Raw genomic sequence first — 15,786 nt, 5'->3', positions numbered from 1 at the left:
CCCGGCCGGCGGGTCAGTCCCGCGCGGCGACCGGCTCGGCCGGCGCGGCGGTCTCCCCGGTGGGTGCGTCCGGGTCGCGGGTGATCCGCCCGGGCCACCAGAACCGGTCGCCCAGCAGGAACGCCAGGGCCGGCACCAGCACGGTACGGACGAGCAACGTGTCCAGCAGCACACCGACGCAGACGATGATGCCGATCTGGGTGAGCGTGATGAGCGGGAGCACGCCCAGCACCGCGAAGACCGCGGCCAGCAGCACGCCGGCGCTGGTGATGACGCCGCCGGTGACCCGCAGCGCGGACAGCATGCCGTCGCGGGTCCCGGCCCGGCGGGCGTCCTCCCGGGCCCGGGTGACCAGGAAGATGTTGTAGTCCACGCCGAGCGCGACCAGGAACACGAACGCCAGCAGCAGCACGCCGCTGTCCAGCGCCGGGAAGCCCAGCACGTGGTCGAAGAGCAGCCAGGCGGCGCCGAGGCTGGCGAAGAACGAGGCGATCACGGTCAGCACCAGCAGCAGCGGGGCCAGCAGGCCGCGCAGCAGCAGCACCAGCACGGCGCCGACCAGCAGCAGGATGATCGGCAGGATCAGCCGCAGGTCCCGGGTGTTGGCCTCGGCGGAGTCGTAGGTGGCGGCGACCGTGCCGCCGACCAGCGCGCCGTCGGGGGCGTCCGCCCCGGCGACGGTGGGTGGCGCGGAGTCGGGCACGGCGGCGACCGCGTCGCGCAGCGCCACCACGGCCCGGTCGGAGGCGGCGGTGCCGGGCTCGGCGGTGAGCACCACGTCGACCTGGGCGACCCGGTCCCCGGCGAGGCCGGGCCGGGCCGAGGCGACGCCGTCGACCGCGCCGGCGGCGGCGAGCACCGCGGGCGCCGCCTGCGGGTTGGTGAGCACCGCGACCGGCTGGGTGCTGCCGGCCGGGAAGGCCCGCGCGAGCGTCTCCGCGCCGGCGACCGCTTCGGGTCGCTCCCGGAACTGCTCGGTCTCGGACAGGCCGGTGCGGATGCCGAGCCCGCCGAGCGCGAGGCCGGCGAGCAGCAGCGTGGCCAGCGCCGCGACCGGCAGCGGCCGGCGGACGACCAGCTCGCCGAGGCGGCCCCACAGCCGGCCCTCCCGGGCGGCGCTGCCGACACGCGGGACGAACGGCCAGAACAGGCCCCGGCCGAACAGCACCAGCGCGGCGGGGAGCACGAACAGCGCGGAGAGCATGGCGAACACCACGCCGATGGCGCAGGCCACCGCGAGCGCGCGGTTGGTCTCCTGCTCGGACAGCAGCAGCGTGAGCACGCCCAGCACGACGGTGCCGCCGCTGGCCAGGATCGGCTCGGCGGTGCGCCGCAACGCGGCCCGCATGGCGGTGAACCGGCTCTCCTCGCGGCGCAGCTCCTCGCGGTAGCGGGCGATGAGCAGCAGGGCGTAGTCGGTGGCCGCGCCGAAGACCAGCACGCTGGCGATGCCGGTGACCTGGCCGCTGGGCAGGTAGATGCCGAGCGCCGGCACCACCGTCTCCACCGTGCGCAGGGTGAACTGCTCGGCGGCGGCCACCACGAGCAACGGCACCAGCCACAGGAACGGGCTGCGGTAGGTGACCAGCAGCAGCAGCGCCACCACGGCGGCGGTGACCAGCAGCAGCGTGGTGTCGGCGCCCTGGAAGACCTTGCTCAGGTCGGCGGTGAAGGCGGGGCCGCCGGTGACCTCGACGGTCAGGTCGTCGGGCAGGTCCGCCACGGCGTCCCGCACCTTGCCCACCTCGTCGACCACTGCCTGCTGGTCGCCCGCGGTGGACAGCGGCACGGCGACCAGCGCCACGGTGCCGTCGGGGGAGAGCTGGGCGGGGGCGACCCGGCCGCCGACGGCGAGCGGGCCCAGCTTGCCGGCGGCGCCGTCCAGCGCGGACCGGTCGGAGGCGCTGAGCGGGGCGCGGTCGGCGCGGCTGACCACGACCAGCGCGGGCTGGGTGTCGCGCGACGGCAACTGGTCCTGGAGGCGTTCGACCTGGGTCGACTGCCACTCGACGGACAGACCGGTGGCGGAGACCGGTTCGGGGTTGTCCGGTCGGGGTAGCCCGAAGACCACCGCGCCGACGACGAGCGCGGCCGCCACGGTGAGCCAGGCGGCCAGCCGGCCCCGGGCGACGCGGGTGAACAGTGACATCGGATGCCCTCTTGATCCTGCGGTTGATTCTCGCCAGCCGAGTATCTTGATGAGCGAGATTATCCGGCGAGGCTCTATGCTGCAAGCCGGACCGAGGGGATGGCGGCGAGCGGTGACGGGGCACGGGATGTACCGGCGACGAAACGACCCGCGTGGACGCATGGTCGCGGAGATCACCAACGACCTGCGCCGTTACTCGTCGGACGCCCAGCACGTCGGGCACGCGTTCGCCGGCCTGCACGGGCTGAACGCCACCGACCTCCAGGCGCTGATCGCGGTGATGGAGGCCGAGCTGGTGGGCGATCCGATCACCCCCGGCCGGCTCGGCGAGGTGCTCAACCTCTCCTCCGGCTCGGTGACCGCGCTGGTCGACCGCCTGGAGCGCGCCGGCCACATCCGGCGCGACCGGGACACCGCCGACCGTCGCAAGATCCTGCTGCACTACGCCGACCGCGGCGCCACGCTGGCGCAGAGCTTCTTCGGCCCGCTGGGCCGGCGCACCGACGAGGTGATGGACCGGTTCACCGACGACGAACTGGCCGTGGTGCACCGGTTCATGGGCGAGATGGTGCACAGCATGCGGGCGCACCGCGACGAGGTGCGCGCCGCCCGCGATGCCGCCACCGACCCGGCCGGCGACCGCTGACCGTGCGGCTCGTCACCCGGCTCGCCGCCGCGGCGCTGCGGTTGCCCGCCGCCCGCGCCGGCCGGGTCGCCGTCACCCGGGACATCCCGGTGCGGGTCCGCGACGGGATCACCCTGCGCACCGACCACTACGCGCCGGACCTGCCGGGCGCGGCCTGCGTGCTGATCCGCACCCCGTACGGGCGGGGCGGTCCGATCCGGCTGCTCGTTCACCTGGTCGCCGAGCGGGGCTTCCACGTGGTGATCCAGTCGTGTCGCGGCACGTACGGCTCCGGCGGCGAGTTCGCCCCGCTGGTGCACGAGCGCGACGACGGCCTGGACACGCTCGACTGGCTGCGCCGGCAACCCTGGTGGACCGGCGTGTTCGGCATGTTCGGCGCCAGCTACCAGGGGTTCGTGCAGTGGGCGGTGGCCGCCGAGGCGGGCGACGAGCTGCGCGCGATGGTCGCCGTGGTCACCGCGTCGGCCACCCGCGACTCGACGTACGCGGGGGAGTCGTTCGCGCTGGACACGGTGCTCACCTGGGCGGAGCTGCTCCAGGCGCAGACCGTGCCCTGGCTGGCCCGGCAGTGGGAGCTCAAGCGCGGCCAGCCCCGGCTCATCCGCGCGTTGGCCCACCTGCCGCTGGTCGAGGCGGACCGGGTCGCCACCGGCGTGACCGTGCCGTTCTTTCAGGAGTGGCTGCGCCACCACACGCCGGACGCCGACTATTGGCGGGCCCGGGTCTTCGGCGACCGGATCACCGAGGTCGGCGCGCCGGTCGCCATGGTCAGCGGCTGGCAGGACATCTTCCTCCCGGCCCAGCTCGACGACTACGCCCGGCTGCGCGCCGCCGGCGCCCGCCCACGGCTGACCGTCGGCCCGTGGACCCACGGCAGCCCCGGGCTGCTGGTGGCGGCGCTGCGCGACGGGCTGGACTGGTTCGACGAACACCTGGCCGGCCGGGCGGCGTCACCTCGTGCGGGCACGGAGCGCGCGCCGGTGCGGGTGCACGTGGGCGGCGTCGGGGGTGGGTGGCGGGACCTGCCCGACTGGCCGCCGCCCGCCACGCCGACGCGCTGGCACCTGCGCGCCGGCGGTGGCCTGTCGCCCACCCCGCCGGTGGCCGGCCCGCCGGACCGGTTCCGGTACGACCCGGCCGACCCGACCCCGTCGCTGGGCGGCCCGCTGCTGGTCGCCCAGCGGGCGGGCGCGGTGGACAACCGGCCGGTGGAGGCCCGCCCGGACGTGCTGACCTACACCAGCGATCCGGTGGACGGTCCGGTCGAGGTGGTCGGGCCGGTGCACGCCGAGATCCACCTGCGCAGCGAGCTGTCCTACCTGGACGTGTTCGTGCGGCTGTGCGACGTGGACCGACGCGGTCGATCGTGGAACGTCTGCGACGGACTGGTCCGCGTCGAGCCGGGTCGGTTCCCGCCGGGGCCGTCGGGTGTGGTGCGGGTGCCGGTCACGCTCTGGCCGACCGCGTACCGGTTCGCGCCGGGGCACCGGCTGCGCGTCCAGGTCTCCGGCGGCGCCCACCCGCGCTGGGCGCGTAATCCCGGCACCGGGGAGCCGCTCGGCACCGCGGTCACTCTCCGCGCCGGGTGGCGAGAGGTGTGGCATGACCGTGAGCATCCGTCGGCATTGTTGCTGCCGCTCGTGCGGCCCGTCCGGTAGTCGCAAATAGCGGTTCTGAGCTGGGATTTTTCCCCGCTGGGAGATAGGCTGCCAGCAAGTGCCCGTTGCTGTGCAGTCATCCGGCAGGGGCGCGTCCGCAGATCTCACGTCATCACACGTAGTGATTGCCGTTCCCTTGTCGACCATCGATCGGAAGGGGATCCGCCATGACGTCGGCTCCGGCGAACCTGCTGGCCGTCCGCACCCTGTTACTCACCTACCTCAACGTCGACAAGAACGTCGTCCGGGATGCCGATCTCGAACCGGCGGAGGTCGGCATCGTCGGCGATCCCAGCCACCGGGGCGGCTACCACTGCGGCTCGGACCGGGTGGTGGCCAACGACTACTCGGTGGTCGAGTCCTCCAGGGACCGTTCCGGGCTGACCCTGTACGCGTCCGCGTTGGACATCGGCACGTTCTCGGTCCGCTCCGGCGGCGCCACGCACACGCTGCGGACGTTCTCCACCTGGCTCGTGGCGCAGTGCGTGGCGAACGCGTCCGACACCCGGGACATCCGGGAGATCATCTACTCCGCGGACGGCCGGACGGTGCGGCGCTGGGACCGGCTGGGCCGGCGCACCACCGGCGACAGCAGCCACCTGTTCCACACCCACATCAGCTTCTTCCGCGACTCGACCAGGGCGGGCCGGGACCAGACCCCGCTGTTCCGCCGCTATCTCACCGCCATCGGGCTGATCGCCCCAGTGACACCGGAGGACGACATGAAGCAGACCGACAAGCTCATCGGGAACACCGGCTCGGCCAACCGTACGGTCGGCGACGTGCTGGCCGACCTGCAGAATCTGCGCAATTGGTTGATCTCGCCGGCCAACACCGTCGGACTGGTCAATCCGCCGCTGGCGAACTCCCCGCTCCAGCAGATGCTGGCGATGCTGCGGGCCTGGCCGGCGCTCGTGGCGCAGGTGACCGAGCTGTCCGGCAGGGACTTCACCGACGAGCAGCAGATCGTCACCGGCGTGCTCGCCGGGCTGCCGCCGGAGAAGATCGCCGAGGCCATCCCGCCGCAGATCGCCCGCGACGTCGCCGACGAGCTGTCCCGGCGGCTCACCGCCTGACCCGATCCCGCCGCGACGACTGCAGCGTCGCGGCGCCGGGAATTTAGCAACAAGCATTGCGCAACAGTTCTTGCGGATGTCAGACTCGGCCGCATGGACCAACCCACCGTGCGTCAGGTCACCGACTCGCGTGTGCTCGCCGCGCTCGCCCATCCGCTGCGCCGCCGCCTCATGGACGTGCTCAAGGTCTACGGACCGGGCACCGTGGGCATGCTCGCCGAACGCACCGACCAGGCACCGGCGAACGTCAGCCACCACCTGAAGGTGCTGGCCGCCGCCGGCCTGCTGGTCGAGGCGCCCGAGCTGGCCCGCGACCGCCGGGAACGCTGGTGGAAGCCCCGGAACCGGGGAGTGCGCTGGTCCAGCACCGACTTCGACGACGACCCGTCCACCCGGGTGGTGGCCGACGCGGCCGGCTCGCTCAACCTGGAGCGGCACACCGCCCTGGTGCGGGCCTGGCACGCGGCCCCCGACGAGGCGCACGCCGCCTGGGGTGACGCGCCGTTCAGCACCGACCACTGGCTGCACCTGACCCCGGACGAGCTGGCCGAGCTGAGCCGCGAGGTGATCGCGCTGTTCACCCGCTGGGCAGACCGGCCCGCCCCCGACGACGGGCAGCGCCGCGAGCCGGTCTTCGTGTTCACCCACGGCGTACCGGCGCGACCGTGACCGCCCCGCCCGGCGCTGCCGCGCCGCCCGCCCCCGCGCCGCCCGGCGGCCTGTTCCGGCACCGTGACTTCCGGCTGCTCTGGACCGGCCACTCGATCAGCGCCGTGGGCAGCAACATGACCGCGGTGGCGCTGCCGCTGGTCGCCGTGGCCGTGCTCGACGCCAGCACGTTCCAGGTGGCGGTGCTCACCGCCGCGGCCTGGCTGCCCTGGCTGCTGGCCGGCCTGCCGGTCGGGGCCTGGGTCGACCGGGTCCGCCGCCGCCCCGTGATGATCGCCGCCGACCTGGCCGCCGCCGCGCTGTTCGCCAGCGTCCCGGCCGCCGCCCTGCTCGACCTGCTCACCGTCGGGCACCTGCTGGTCGTGGCGCTCGGCGCCGGCCTGGCCCGGGTGTTCTTCGAGACCGCCGACCAGGTCTACCTGCCCACCCTGCTGCCGCCCGAGCAGGTGCCGCCCGCCAACGCCCGGCTGCACGCCACCCAGACCGCGAGCTACCTGCTCGGCCCCGGGCTGGCCGGGCTGATCGCCCAGCTCGCCGGCGCGGTGACCGCGGTGGCGCTGGACGCGGTGAGCTTCCTGGCGTCCGCGCTGTGCCTGCACCGCATCCGCGCGGTCGAGCCCCGCCCGCGCCGTACCGCCGGGACGGGGTCGATGCGCCGGGAGGTGTCCGACGGGCTGCGCTTCGTCGCCCGGGACCCGTACCTGCGGGTGCTGACCGTCTTCGGCGCGGCGAGCAACATCGGGCTCACCGGCTACCAGGCGGTGCTGGTGGTCTTCCTGGTCCGCTCGGCGGCGCTGCCGGCCGGCCTGGTCGGCCTCCTGATCGGCCTGGCCAGTCTCGGCGGGGTCGTCGGCGCGGCCCTGGCCGCCCGGCTGGCCCGGCGGCTCGGCACCGCCCGCGCCCTGCTGCTCGCCGGCGCGCTAACCGGGCCGCCGGCGCTGCTGATCCCGCTCGCCGGCCCCGGCGGGCGGGTGGCCTGGCTGGTGCTCGGCGGCGTGCTGGTGAGCCTGGGCGTCGCGATCGGCAACGTGGTCAAGGGCAGCTTCCGGCAGACCTACACGCCGCACCGGCTGCTCGGCCGCGTCACGGTGAGCATGCACCTGCTCAACTACGGCACCATCCCGCTCGCCGCGCTGCTCGCCGGCGTGCTGGGTGCCGCGTGGGGACCGGGCGGCGCGATCCGGCTGATGACCGCCTGGCTCGCGCTCACCCCGCTGATCCTGCTGATCGGGCCGCTACGCCGGCGGCGTGACCTGCCGGCGAGACCCGCGTGACGGCGCGCTGCGGCGGCGGTCGGAGCCCGACCGCCGCCACCGGCACTACGTCACATCGGACGGACGTTGTCCGCCTGCGGGCCCTTCTGGCCCTGCGTCACCTCGAACTCGACCTTCTGGCCCTCGTTCAGCTCGCGGTAGCCACCGCTCTGGATGGCCGAGTAGTGGACGAACACGTCCGGGCCTCCGCCATCCTGCTCGATGAAGCCGAAGCCCTTTTCCGAGTTGAACCACTTGACCGTGCCGGTTGCCATGCGTCTCTCCCTGTTCAATGCGGGTGAGCACCGACCCGCGGTCGGTGATCGCCCCTGTACCTCCTCGACAGTAACCGCCCGAACCCGGATCCGCTGGCGGAAGTGCCGGCGTGGCTCACGAATACCTGCGAACCGGAAATCCCCCCGACCCGCCCCGGGGCGCGGCATGCTTGCCCGGATGAGCACAACGACGGCGCTGGCCGACCTGGAACGGGAGATCACGGCGCCCGGTGCGGGGGGCCCCGACCGCCTGCGCCTGGTGGCCACGCCGTTCGTGCCCGAGGTGCGGCTGCACCTGGCCGAGGACGCCATCCTGTGGTGGGCGCGGATGGAGGCCGCCGCCGGGCGGTCGCTCCCACCGCCGTACTGGGCCTCGGTCTGGGCCGGCGGGCAGGCCCTGGCCCGGCACCTGCTCGACCACCCCGAGCTCGTCGCCGGGCGGCGCGTGCTCGACCTGGGCGCCGGGTCCGGGCTGGTCGCCATCGCCGCCGCGCTCGCCGGCGCCGACCAGGTGGTCGCCAACGACGTCGACCCGTACGCGGTGGCCGCCGTCACGGTCAACGCGCGGGCGAACCGGGTCCGGGTGGCCGTCGACGGCGACGACCTGCTCGACGGCGTGGCCGACGCCGACCTGCTGGTGGCCGGCGACGCCCTCTACGACGCCGAGCTGGCCGCACGGGTGTTGCCCTACCTGCGGCGCTGCGCGGACCGGGGTGTCGAGGTGCTGGTCGGTGACCCGGACCGGGGTCACCTGCCGCCAGCCGGGCTGGAGTTGGTGGCCAGCTACCCGGTGCCCACCACCGAGCCCTCGGTCGACTCCCCGGTACGCCGGGTCCAGGTGCTGCGCCCCCGCTGACCCTCGGGGATCCTCCGGAGGCGATCTCCGGGGCCGCTGGGGGGGTCACGCCCGATGTGCCGGGTGACCGGCCGGGCATAGCGTGCCAGGCATGACGAACCTGCTCGCCCAGTTCGGGCAGCTGCCCACCACCCTGCTGATGGGCCTGCTGGGCGTGGTGATGCTCGCCGACGCCGTACCCCTGCTCGGGGTGCTGGTGCCCGGCGACGCCGCGGTCCTGGCGGCGGTCGGCGCGGGCCGGCCGGCCGGCGGCGCGGCGACCGTCGCGGCGGTGGTGGCCGGTTGCCTGGCCGGCTGGTCGTTGAGCTTCCTCGCCGGACGGCGCTGGGGCGGGCGGCTGCGGGGCGGCCGGCTGGGCGCCTGGATCGGCGAGTCCCGCTGGGCCGCCGCCGAGACGCTGCTGCTTCGCGGGGGCGGGCGGATCGTGCTGGTGGCGCCGTTCCTGCCGGTGTTCAACGCGTTGCTGCCGCTGGCCGCGGGCGGGCTGCGGATGCCGTACCGGCGGTTCATCACCTGCGCGGCGCTCGGCGCGACCGCGTGGGCCGGGCTCTACGTGGCGCTCGGGCTGGCCGCGCGGACGCTGACCGCCCTGCTGCCCGGCGCGCCGGACCCGACGGTGCTCACCATGACGGTCGGGTTGCTGCTCGCCGGCCCGGTGCTGCTCGGCACCCGGCGCCGGCTGCGTGCGGTGACCGGCTGACCGGGCCGGGTCCGGCCGCCACGGGGGAGGCCGGACCCGGCACGCTCACCAGCCGCGGGCCCGCCACTGCGGCACGGCCGGCCGCTCGGCGCCGAGCGTGCTGTCCTTGCCGTGACCCGGGTAGAACCAGGTCTCGTCCGGCAGCCGGTCGAAGAGCTTCGCCTCGACGTCGTCGATGAGCCGGCCGAACCGCTCCGGGTCCTGGTCGGTGTTCCCCACCCCACCGGGGAAGAGTGAGTCCCCGGTGAAGAGGTGCGGCCCGCCGGCCGGGTCGCGGTGGAGCAGCGCGATCGAACCCGGCGTGTGCCCGCGCAGGTGGATCACCTCCAGCGCGCAGTCGCCGACCGGAACCGTGTCGCCCTCGTGCAGCGGCGCGGCGTCGATCGGCAGGCCCTCCGCGTCGTCGGCGTGCACCAGCGCGCGGGCGCCGGTCTTGGCGACCACCTCCTCCAGCGCGACCCAGTGGTCCATGTGCCGGTGGGTGGTGACCACCGTCGCCAACCCGCCGTCGCCGATCAGCTCCAGCAGCCGGGGCGCCTCGTTGGCGGCGTCGATCAGCACCTGCTCGCCGGTGGCGCGGCAGCGCAGCAGGTAGGCGTTGTTGTCCATCGGGCCCACCGACAGCTTGGTCACGGTGAGCCGGTCGAGTTCGCGCACGGCCGGCGGGCCGCCGGGCGTGACGTCTCCGGTGTAGGTCATGACGGGGTTCAGATCCATTCCGGTGGGTTCGGCAGGGGGCCGTCGGGATCGACGGTGAGCAGCTCGCCCGTGCCCCGGCCGGTCAGCCAGGCGGCGAGTTCCGGCGCGGGGCCGGTGATCGTGGGCGCGCCCTCGGGGTCGCCCACGGCGAGTTCGCGCGCGGGGCCGTCGGGACGCAGCACCATGGCCGGCGCGGCCGGATCGTCGGCCAGCCCGGTCGTCACCTCGTGCAGCAGCCGCTGGGCGAACGCCTCCGGCCAGTCCGCCGGTCGGTAGCCGGCGGCCAGGTCGACGTGGTGCACCTCGACCTCGCGCAGCCGGCCCCAGACCAGCAGCGCCGCCGGCCACGGGCCGCGCCGGGTCTGCACCATGGCGCCCCACGCCCCGGGCGGCATCTCCGCCACCGCCGCGTCGAAGCGCTGGCCGCTGCGCCGCAGGTCGTCCAGCAGGTCGGCGGGGCCCCGGCCGGCGCCCGCCTCGATGTCGGCGTTACGCGCCTCGATCGAGGCGTACATCGGGATCGGCTCGCCGGTGCGCGCGGCCGTGAGCAGGTTGACGAACCCGTCGGCGTTGCGGGCCAGGTGGGTGAGCACGTGCGCGCGGCTCCAGCCCGGCAGCAGCGACGGCACCGCCACGTCCGCGGCGGCCAGGACGGTCACGGTACGCAGCAGCCGGTCGTTCGCCTGGGCCAGCTCGCCGGTCAGCAGCAGGGGATCAGTCGTCATCGGATCCGACAGTAGCGGGCCGGCCCGCGCCGCGCCGCCGGGGAAATCGCTTTCGGCGCGTCGCCGCGCGTCCTAGCGTCGGGGCCGACGGCTTCGCGCCGTGACGCCGGGAGTCGGAGGGAGGTGGTGCGCATGCCGGTCCCCGCGCGTGTGTCCGCCCTGATCCCACGAACCCGATGAGGATGCCATGACCCTCGACCTGACCGCCCTCGGCTGGGACGCCGACTGGGCGACCCACCTCGATCGACGCGCCGACCATCGACCCGGGCGGGTGGCCCGGGTCGACCGCGGCGTGTGCACCGTGCTGCGCCCGGAAGGGCCGGTGCGGGCGAGCCTCGGCGGCGGCGTGCTCGCCGCCGCGGCCCGCGACCTGACCGCGTTGCCCTGCGCCGGCGACTGGGTGCTGCTGGCCACCTGGCCGGACGGTCCGGTCACCGTGGAGGCGGTGCTGCCGCGGCGTACCGCGCTGGTGCGGCGCACCGCCGGCAAGGACGCCAGCGGCCAGGTGCTGGCCGCCAACCTCGACACCGCCGCGGTGGTCGAGCCGGTGCACCCGGCGCCGGACGCCGCCCGGATCGAGCGGCTGCTCTCCCTCGTCCACGAATCCGGCGCCGCGCCGCTGGTGGTGCTCACCAAGGCCGACCTGGCCGCCGACCCGGCCGCAGTGGCCCGGCAGCTCGCCGAGCTGGCGCCCGGGGTGCCGGTGCTGGCGGTGAGCGCCGAGCGGGGCACCGGGCTGGCGCCGCTGCGCCGGCACGTCGCGCCGGGGCGCACGCTGGGCCTGCTCGGTCCGTCCGGGGCGGGCAAGTCCAGCCTGGTCAACGCGTTGGCCGGGGCGGACGTGATGCGGACCCAGGCGATCCGCCGGGTCGACGGCAAGGGCCGGCACACCACCACCTGGCGGGCGCTGGTGCCGCTGCCGGGTGGGGGAGCGGTGCTGGACACCCCCGGCGTCCGGGCGGTCGGCCTGCTGGACGGCACCGCCGGCCTGGACCGGGCGTTCGCCGACATCGCCGACCTGGCCGCCGGCTGCCGGTACGCCGACTGCGCGCACGACGCCGAGCCGGCCTGCGCGGTGCGGGAGGCGCTGGACAGCGGCGAGCTGCCGGTCCGCCGCTGGGAGAGCTGGCACCGGTTGCAGCGGGAGCTCGCGTACGAGAGCGGTCGGCGCGCGGCCCGGCTCGCCGCCGAGCGGCGGGGCGGCTGGCGCGGTGGGCGGCGACGCACCGGGCGTCCGGCGGCACCGCCGCCCGCTCCCGGCACGTTCTGAGCTGGGGGAATGGTCGCGCGACGGAAGTTGTCACACCTCGAGGCTAGAGTTGCCGAGGCGCTTTCCCTGCGCCTCGACAACTCGTGAAATCCACCCAGACCCGTCGTCTGGTGAACAGATCCGCCTCACATTCTTCTTCCGGGAGCACACGCACCGTGGCCGACCGTCTGATCATCCGTGGCGCGCGCGAGCACAACCTGCGTGACGTCAGTCTCGACCTGCCCCGGGACGCCCTGATCGTCTTCACCGGGCTGTCCGGTTCGGGCAAGTCGAGCCTGGCGTTCGACACCATCTTCGCCGAGGGGCAGCGCCGTTACGTCGAGTCGCTGTCGTCGTACGCCCGGCAGTTCCTCGGCCAGATGGACAAGCCCGACGTCGACTTCATCGAGGGCCTCAGCCCCGCGGTCTCCATCGACCAGAAGTCCACCTCGCGCAACCCGCGCTCCACCGTCGGCACCATCACCGAGGTCTACGACTACCTCCGCCTGCTCTTCGCCCGCATCGGCGAGCCGCACTGCCCGATCTGCGGCGAGCGGATCTCCAAGCAGAGCCCGCAGCAGATCGTCGACCGGGTGCTCGCCATGCCCGAGGGCACCAAGTTCATGGTGCTCGCGCCGGTGGTCCGCGGCCGCAAGGGCGAATACGTCGACCTCTTCGCCGAGCTCCAGGCCAAGGGCTACGCCCGGGCCCGGGTCGACGGCGTGGTGCACCCGCTGACCGAGCCGCCGAAGCTCAAGAAGCAGGAGAAGCACACCATCGAGGTGGTCATCGACCGGCTCAGCGTGAAGCCGAGCGCCAAGCAGCGGCTGACCGACTCGGTCGAGGCCGCGCTCGGCCTCTCCGGCGGCCTGGTCCTGCTCGACTTCGTCGACCTGCCGGAGGACGACCCGGCCCGGGAGCGCCGCTACTCCGAGCACCTGGCCTGCCCGAACGACCACCCGCTCGCGATCGAGGACCTGGAACCCCGGGTCTTCTCCTTCAACGCGCCCTACGGCGCCTGCCCGGACTGCACCGGCCTGGGCACCAAGAAGGAGGTCGACCCCGAGCTGATCATCCCGGACCCGGAGCGCACGCTGCGCGAGGGCGCGATCCAGCCCTGGTCCACCGGGCACAACCTGGAATACTTCCTGCGCCTGCTGGAGGCGCTGGGCGAGAGCCAGCACTTCGACGTCGACACGCCGTGGCGCGCGTTGCCGTCGAGGGCGCAGAAGACGATCCTGCACGGCTCCGACGACCAGGTGCACGTCCGCTACCGCAACAAGTACGGCCGCGAGCGCTCCTACTACACCGGCTTCGAGGGCGTGGTGCAGTGGATCGAGCGCCGGCACACCGACACCGAGTCCGAGTGGTCCCGCGACAAGTACGAGGGCTACATGCGTGACGTGCCGTGCGCGGCCTGCGGTGGCGCCCGGCTCAAGCCGGAGGTGCTCGCGGTCACGCTGGCCGGCAAGAGCATCGCCGAGGTCTGCAACCTCTCCGTGGGCGAGGCGGCCGACCTGCTCGCCGGCATCGAGCTGACCGACCGGCAGAAGATGATCGCCGAGCGCGTGCTCAAGGAGATCAACGCCCGGCTGAAGTTCCTGCTCGACGTCGGTCTGGACTACCTCTCCCTGGACCGGCCGGCGGGCACGCTCTCCGGCGGCGAGGCGCAGCGCATCCGGCTCGCCACCCAGATCGGCTCCGGCCTGGTCGGCGTGCTCTACGTGCTCGACGAGCCGTCGATCGGTCTGCACCAGCGGGACAACCACCGGCTCATCGAGACGCTGCTGCGGCTGCGCGGGCTGGGCAACACGCTGATCGTGGTCGAGCACGACGAGGACACCATCCGGGTGGCCGACTGGATCGTCGACATCGGCCCGGGCGCGGGCGAGCACGGCGGCAAGATCGTGCACAGCGGCTCGGTGCCGGCGCTGCTCGACAACGACGAGTCGGTCACCGGCGCCTACCTGGCCGGGCGCCGGGCCATCCCGACGCCGGCCACCCGCCGGTCGCAGACGCCGGGCCGGGAGCTGGTGGTGCACGGCGCGCGCGAGCACAACCTGCGCAACCTCACCGTCAGCTTCCCGCTCGGCCAGCTCATCGCCGTCACCGGCGTCAGCGGCTCGGGCAAGTCGACACTGGTCAACGACATCCTCTACACGGTGCTCGCCAACCAGATCAACGGCGCCCGGCTGGTGCCCGGTCGGCACACCCGGATCACCGGCCTGGAGCACGTGGACAAGGTCGTCGGCGTGGACCAGTCGCCGATCGGGCGTACCCCGCGCTCCAACCCGGCCACCTACACCGGTGTCTGGGACCACGTCCGCAAGCTCTTCGCCGAGACCACCGAGGCCAAGGTCCGGGGGTACGGCCCGGGCCGGTTCTCGTTCAACGTCAAGGGCGGGCGCTGCGAGGCGTGCTCCGGCGACGGCACCATCAAGATCGAGATGAACTTCCTGCCGGACGTCTACGTCCCCTGTGAGGTGTGCAAGGGCGCGCGCTACAACCGCGAGACGCTCGAGGTGCACTACAAGGGCCGGACGGTCGCCGAGGTGCTGGACATGCCGATCGAGGAGGCGGCCGAGTTCTTCTCCGCCATCCCGGCCATCCACCGGCACCTGAAGACGCTCGTCGACGTCGGCCTGGGCTACGTCCGGCTCGGCCAGCCCGCGCCGACGCTCTCCGGCGGCGAGGCGCAGCGCGTGAAGCTCGCCTCCGAGCTGCAGAAGCGCTCCACCGGGCGGACGGTCTACGTGCTCGACGAGCCCACCACCGGCCTGCACTTCGAGGACATCCGCAAGCTGCTGATGGTGCTGGAGGGCCTGGTCGACAAGGGCAACACGGTGATCACCATCGAGCACAACCTCGACGTGATCAAGACGGCCGACTGGCTCATCGACATGGGTCCCGAGGGCGGTCACCGCGGCGGCACGGTGCTCGCCACCGGCACCCCGGAGGAGGTCGCCGAGGTGCCGGAGAGCCACACCGGCGAGTTCCTGCGGCCGATCCTCAAGCTGGCCGGCGCGGCCAAGGGCGCGAAGGCGGCCACCACCCGGGCGGCCAAGGCCAACGGCGCCACGAAGTCACGGGTCCGTAAGGTGCCGGCCGGCGCGCGCTGACCGACGGGCCCGACGGGCGGGGCGGGCAGTCCGCCCCGCCCGTCGTCCGCACGGATGCCCGGTCGTTCGACAGCGTCGCGGTCCTCGTGGTGCCGGTCTGGTGACGCGACAGTATGAACCGTGCCGGAGGCTGGTGCGTGTTGCACACTGTGGCCACGGATCATGACCGGTGGCCACAGCCGAGAGAGAGGCCGGAGATGAGTGACGACCAGGCGCGAACCGGACCGGTCACCCAGACCCGTCGGGCCCTGCTCGCGGGTGCCGGAGCTGTCGGCGCGGCCGTGGTGCTCGCCGGTTGCGGCGACGACGACGCGACCCCCGGGGCGGCCCCGACCAGCGGCGGCCCGCCCGGCGCCACCGCGACCGGCGACGCCGGTGGCGGCAACCGCGACAGCAGCGGCCCGCTGGCCCGCACCAGCGACATCCCGGTCGGCGGCGGCGCGATCTACGCCAGCAAGGGCGTGGTGATCACCCAGCCGGAGGCCGGCCAGTTCAAGGCGTTCGACCCGATCTGCACGCACCAGGGCTGCCCGGTGTCGAACGTCGACGGCGGCACCATCAACTGCACCTGCCACAACAGCCGGTTCTCCATCAGCGACGGCTCGGTGAAGCAGGGCCCCGCCACCAAGCCGCTCGCGGCCAAGGAGATCAAGGTCAGCGGCGACCAGATCACGCTGGCCTGACCGCGCGCCCCGTCCCCGCCCGCCGACCG

The 15,786-nt window shown here is 74.1% G+C and carries 14 protein-coding genes; 10 read left to right on the top strand and 4 right to left on the bottom strand.

The features are described 5' to 3' along the window. Positions 1–13: 13 nt before the first annotated feature. Positions 14–2,149, bottom strand: coding sequence for an MMPL family transporter (locus ACH495_RS20490; protein ID WP_396859321.1), 2,136 nt, complete (start codon positions 2,147–2,149; stop codon positions 14–16). A gap of 127 nt (positions 2,150–2,276) precedes the next feature. Here ACH495_RS20490 and ACH495_RS20485 point away from each other — a divergent pair, with 127 nt between their 5' ends. From ACH495_RS20485 to ACH495_RS20465, 5 genes are all read left to right on the top strand, one after another. Continuing rightward, a complete protein-coding gene (locus tag ACH495_RS20485) occupies positions 2,277–2,795 on the top strand; it encodes a MarR family winged helix-turn-helix transcriptional regulator (protein WP_396859320.1) in 519 nt (172 codons plus the stop codon). A 2-nt stretch (positions 2,796–2,797) separates the two neighbouring features. Continuing rightward, the gene (locus ACH495_RS20480) at positions 2,798–4,453 is read left to right on the top strand and encodes a CocE/NonD family hydrolase (RefSeq protein WP_396859319.1); all 1,656 of its coding nucleotides are present in this window, start codon (positions 2,798–2,800) and stop codon (positions 4,451–4,453) included. Between the two features lie 167 nt (positions 4,454–4,620). After that, the gene (locus ACH495_RS20475) at positions 4,621–5,529 is read left to right on the top strand and encodes a hypothetical protein (RefSeq protein WP_396859318.1); all 909 of its coding nucleotides are present in this window, start codon (positions 4,621–4,623) and stop codon (positions 5,527–5,529) included. A 93-nt stretch (positions 5,530–5,622) separates the two neighbouring features. Next, the gene (locus ACH495_RS20470) at positions 5,623–6,198 is read left to right on the top strand and encodes an ArsR/SmtB family transcription factor (protein ID WP_396859317.1); all 576 of its coding nucleotides are present in this window, start codon (positions 5,623–5,625) and stop codon (positions 6,196–6,198) included. Beyond that, positions 6,195–7,472 carry an MFS transporter gene (locus ACH495_RS20465; protein WP_396859316.1) on the top strand — a complete coding sequence of 426 codons (1,278 nt, stop codon included), beginning with the start codon at positions 6,195–6,197 and terminating at the stop codon, positions 7,470–7,472. The genes ACH495_RS20470 and ACH495_RS20465 overlap by 4 nt, the downstream gene beginning before the upstream one ends. A gap of 50 nt (positions 7,473–7,522) precedes the next feature. Here the strand turns inward: ACH495_RS20465 and ACH495_RS20460 are convergent, their stop codons facing one another. Further along, positions 7,523–7,726 (bottom strand): cold-shock protein, encoded by a 204-nt coding sequence (locus tag ACH495_RS20460; RefSeq protein ID WP_091059998.1) that lies wholly within the window; start codon positions 7,724–7,726, stop codon positions 7,523–7,525. A 178-nt stretch (positions 7,727–7,904) separates the two neighbouring features. On the opposite strand from ACH495_RS20460, the gene ACH495_RS20455 reads away from it, so the two are divergent. After that, the gene (locus tag ACH495_RS20455; RefSeq protein WP_396859315.1) at positions 7,905–8,582 is read left to right on the top strand and encodes a class I SAM-dependent methyltransferase; all 678 of its coding nucleotides are present in this window, start codon (positions 7,905–7,907) and stop codon (positions 8,580–8,582) included. A gap of 91 nt (positions 8,583–8,673) precedes the next feature. Beyond that, positions 8,674–9,282 (top strand): DedA family protein, encoded by a 609-nt coding sequence (locus ACH495_RS20450; protein ID WP_396859314.1) that lies wholly within the window; start codon positions 8,674–8,676, stop codon positions 9,280–9,282. 45 nt (positions 9,283–9,327) lie between these two features. On the opposite strand, the gene ACH495_RS20445 is transcribed toward ACH495_RS20450, so the two are convergent. Together ACH495_RS20445 and ACH495_RS20440 are read right to left on the bottom strand one after the other, a co-directional pair. Further along, entirely contained in the window at positions 9,328–9,981 is a 654-nt protein-coding gene (locus ACH495_RS20445; RefSeq protein ID WP_396859313.1) for an MBL fold metallo-hydrolase, read from the bottom strand. A gap of 8 nt (positions 9,982–9,989) precedes the next feature. Beyond that, positions 9,990–10,706: a maleylpyruvate isomerase family mycothiol-dependent enzyme gene (locus ACH495_RS20440; protein WP_396859312.1), complete on the bottom strand. Its 717-nt coding sequence runs from the start codon at positions 10,704–10,706 to the stop codon at positions 9,990–9,992. 187 nt (positions 10,707–10,893) lie between these two features. Here ACH495_RS20440 and rsgA point away from each other — a divergent pair, with 187 nt between their 5' ends. The 3 genes from rsgA (at position 10,894) to ACH495_RS20425 (ending at position 15,757) form a co-directional block, all read left to right on the top strand. Beyond that, positions 10,894–11,976 (top strand): ribosome small subunit-dependent GTPase A, encoded by a 1,083-nt coding sequence (rsgA, locus tag ACH495_RS20435; RefSeq protein WP_396859311.1) that lies wholly within the window; start codon positions 10,894–10,896, stop codon positions 11,974–11,976. A 155-nt stretch (positions 11,977–12,131) separates the two neighbouring features. Continuing rightward, on the top strand, positions 12,132–15,074 hold the full coding sequence (gene uvrA / locus ACH495_RS20430; protein WP_396859310.1) for an excinuclease ABC subunit UvrA: 2,943 nt from the start codon (positions 12,132–12,134) through the stop codon (positions 15,072–15,074). 197 nt (positions 15,075–15,271) lie between these two features. Continuing rightward, a complete protein-coding gene (locus tag ACH495_RS20425) occupies positions 15,272–15,757 on the top strand; it encodes a Rieske (2Fe-2S) protein (RefSeq protein WP_396859309.1) in 486 nt (161 codons plus the stop codon). Positions 15,758–15,786: the final 29 nt, after the last annotated feature.

Origin of the sequence: Micromonospora sp. NPDC018662 (genome assembly GCF_044391475.1) — a bacterium.
In the GTDB taxonomy this organism is placed as follows: Bacteria; Actinomycetota; Actinomycetes; order Mycobacteriales; family Micromonosporaceae; genus Micromonospora.
Note: the sequence above shows the minus strand (reverse complement) of the source record. Positions and strands in the feature narration are given on the sequence as shown.

What these genes read in the sequence shown, in the direction of transcription:
- ACH495_RS20490 (WP_396859321.1), bottom strand. Translation starts at nt 2,149, where the DNA reads ATGTCACTGTTCACCCGCGTCGCCCGGGGCCGGCTGGCCGCCTGGCTC.
- ACH495_RS20485 (WP_396859320.1), top strand. Translation starts at nt 2,277, where the DNA reads ATGTACCGGCGACGAAACGACCCGCGTGGACGCATGGTCGCGGAGATC.
- ACH495_RS20475 (WP_396859318.1), top strand. Translation starts at nt 4,621, where the DNA reads ATGACGTCGGCTCCGGCGAACCTGCTGGCCGTCCGCACCCTGTTACTC.
- ACH495_RS20470 (WP_396859317.1), top strand. Translation starts at nt 5,623, where the DNA reads ATGGACCAACCCACCGTGCGTCAGGTCACCGACTCGCGTGTGCTCGCC.
- ACH495_RS20460 (WP_091059998.1), bottom strand. Translation starts at nt 7,726, where the DNA reads ATGGCAACCGGCACGGTCAAGTGGTTCAACTCGGAAAAGGGCTTCGGC.
- ACH495_RS20455 (WP_396859315.1), top strand. Translation starts at nt 7,905, where the DNA reads ATGAGCACAACGACGGCGCTGGCCGACCTGGAACGGGAGATCACGGCG.
- ACH495_RS20450 (WP_396859314.1), top strand. Translation starts at nt 8,674, where the DNA reads ATGACGAACCTGCTCGCCCAGTTCGGGCAGCTGCCCACCACCCTGCTG.
- ACH495_RS20445 (WP_396859313.1), bottom strand. Translation starts at nt 9,981, where the DNA reads ATGACCTACACCGGAGACGTCACGCCCGGCGGCCCGCCGGCCGTGCGC.
- ACH495_RS20440 (WP_396859312.1), bottom strand. Translation starts at nt 10,706, where the DNA reads ATGACGACTGATCCCCTGCTGCTGACCGGCGAGCTGGCCCAGGCGAAC.
- rsgA (WP_396859311.1), top strand. Translation starts at nt 10,894, where the DNA reads ATGACCCTCGACCTGACCGCCCTCGGCTGGGACGCCGACTGGGCGACC.
- ACH495_RS20425 (WP_396859309.1), top strand. Translation starts at nt 15,272, where the DNA reads ATGAGTGACGACCAGGCGCGAACCGGACCGGTCACCCAGACCCGTCGG.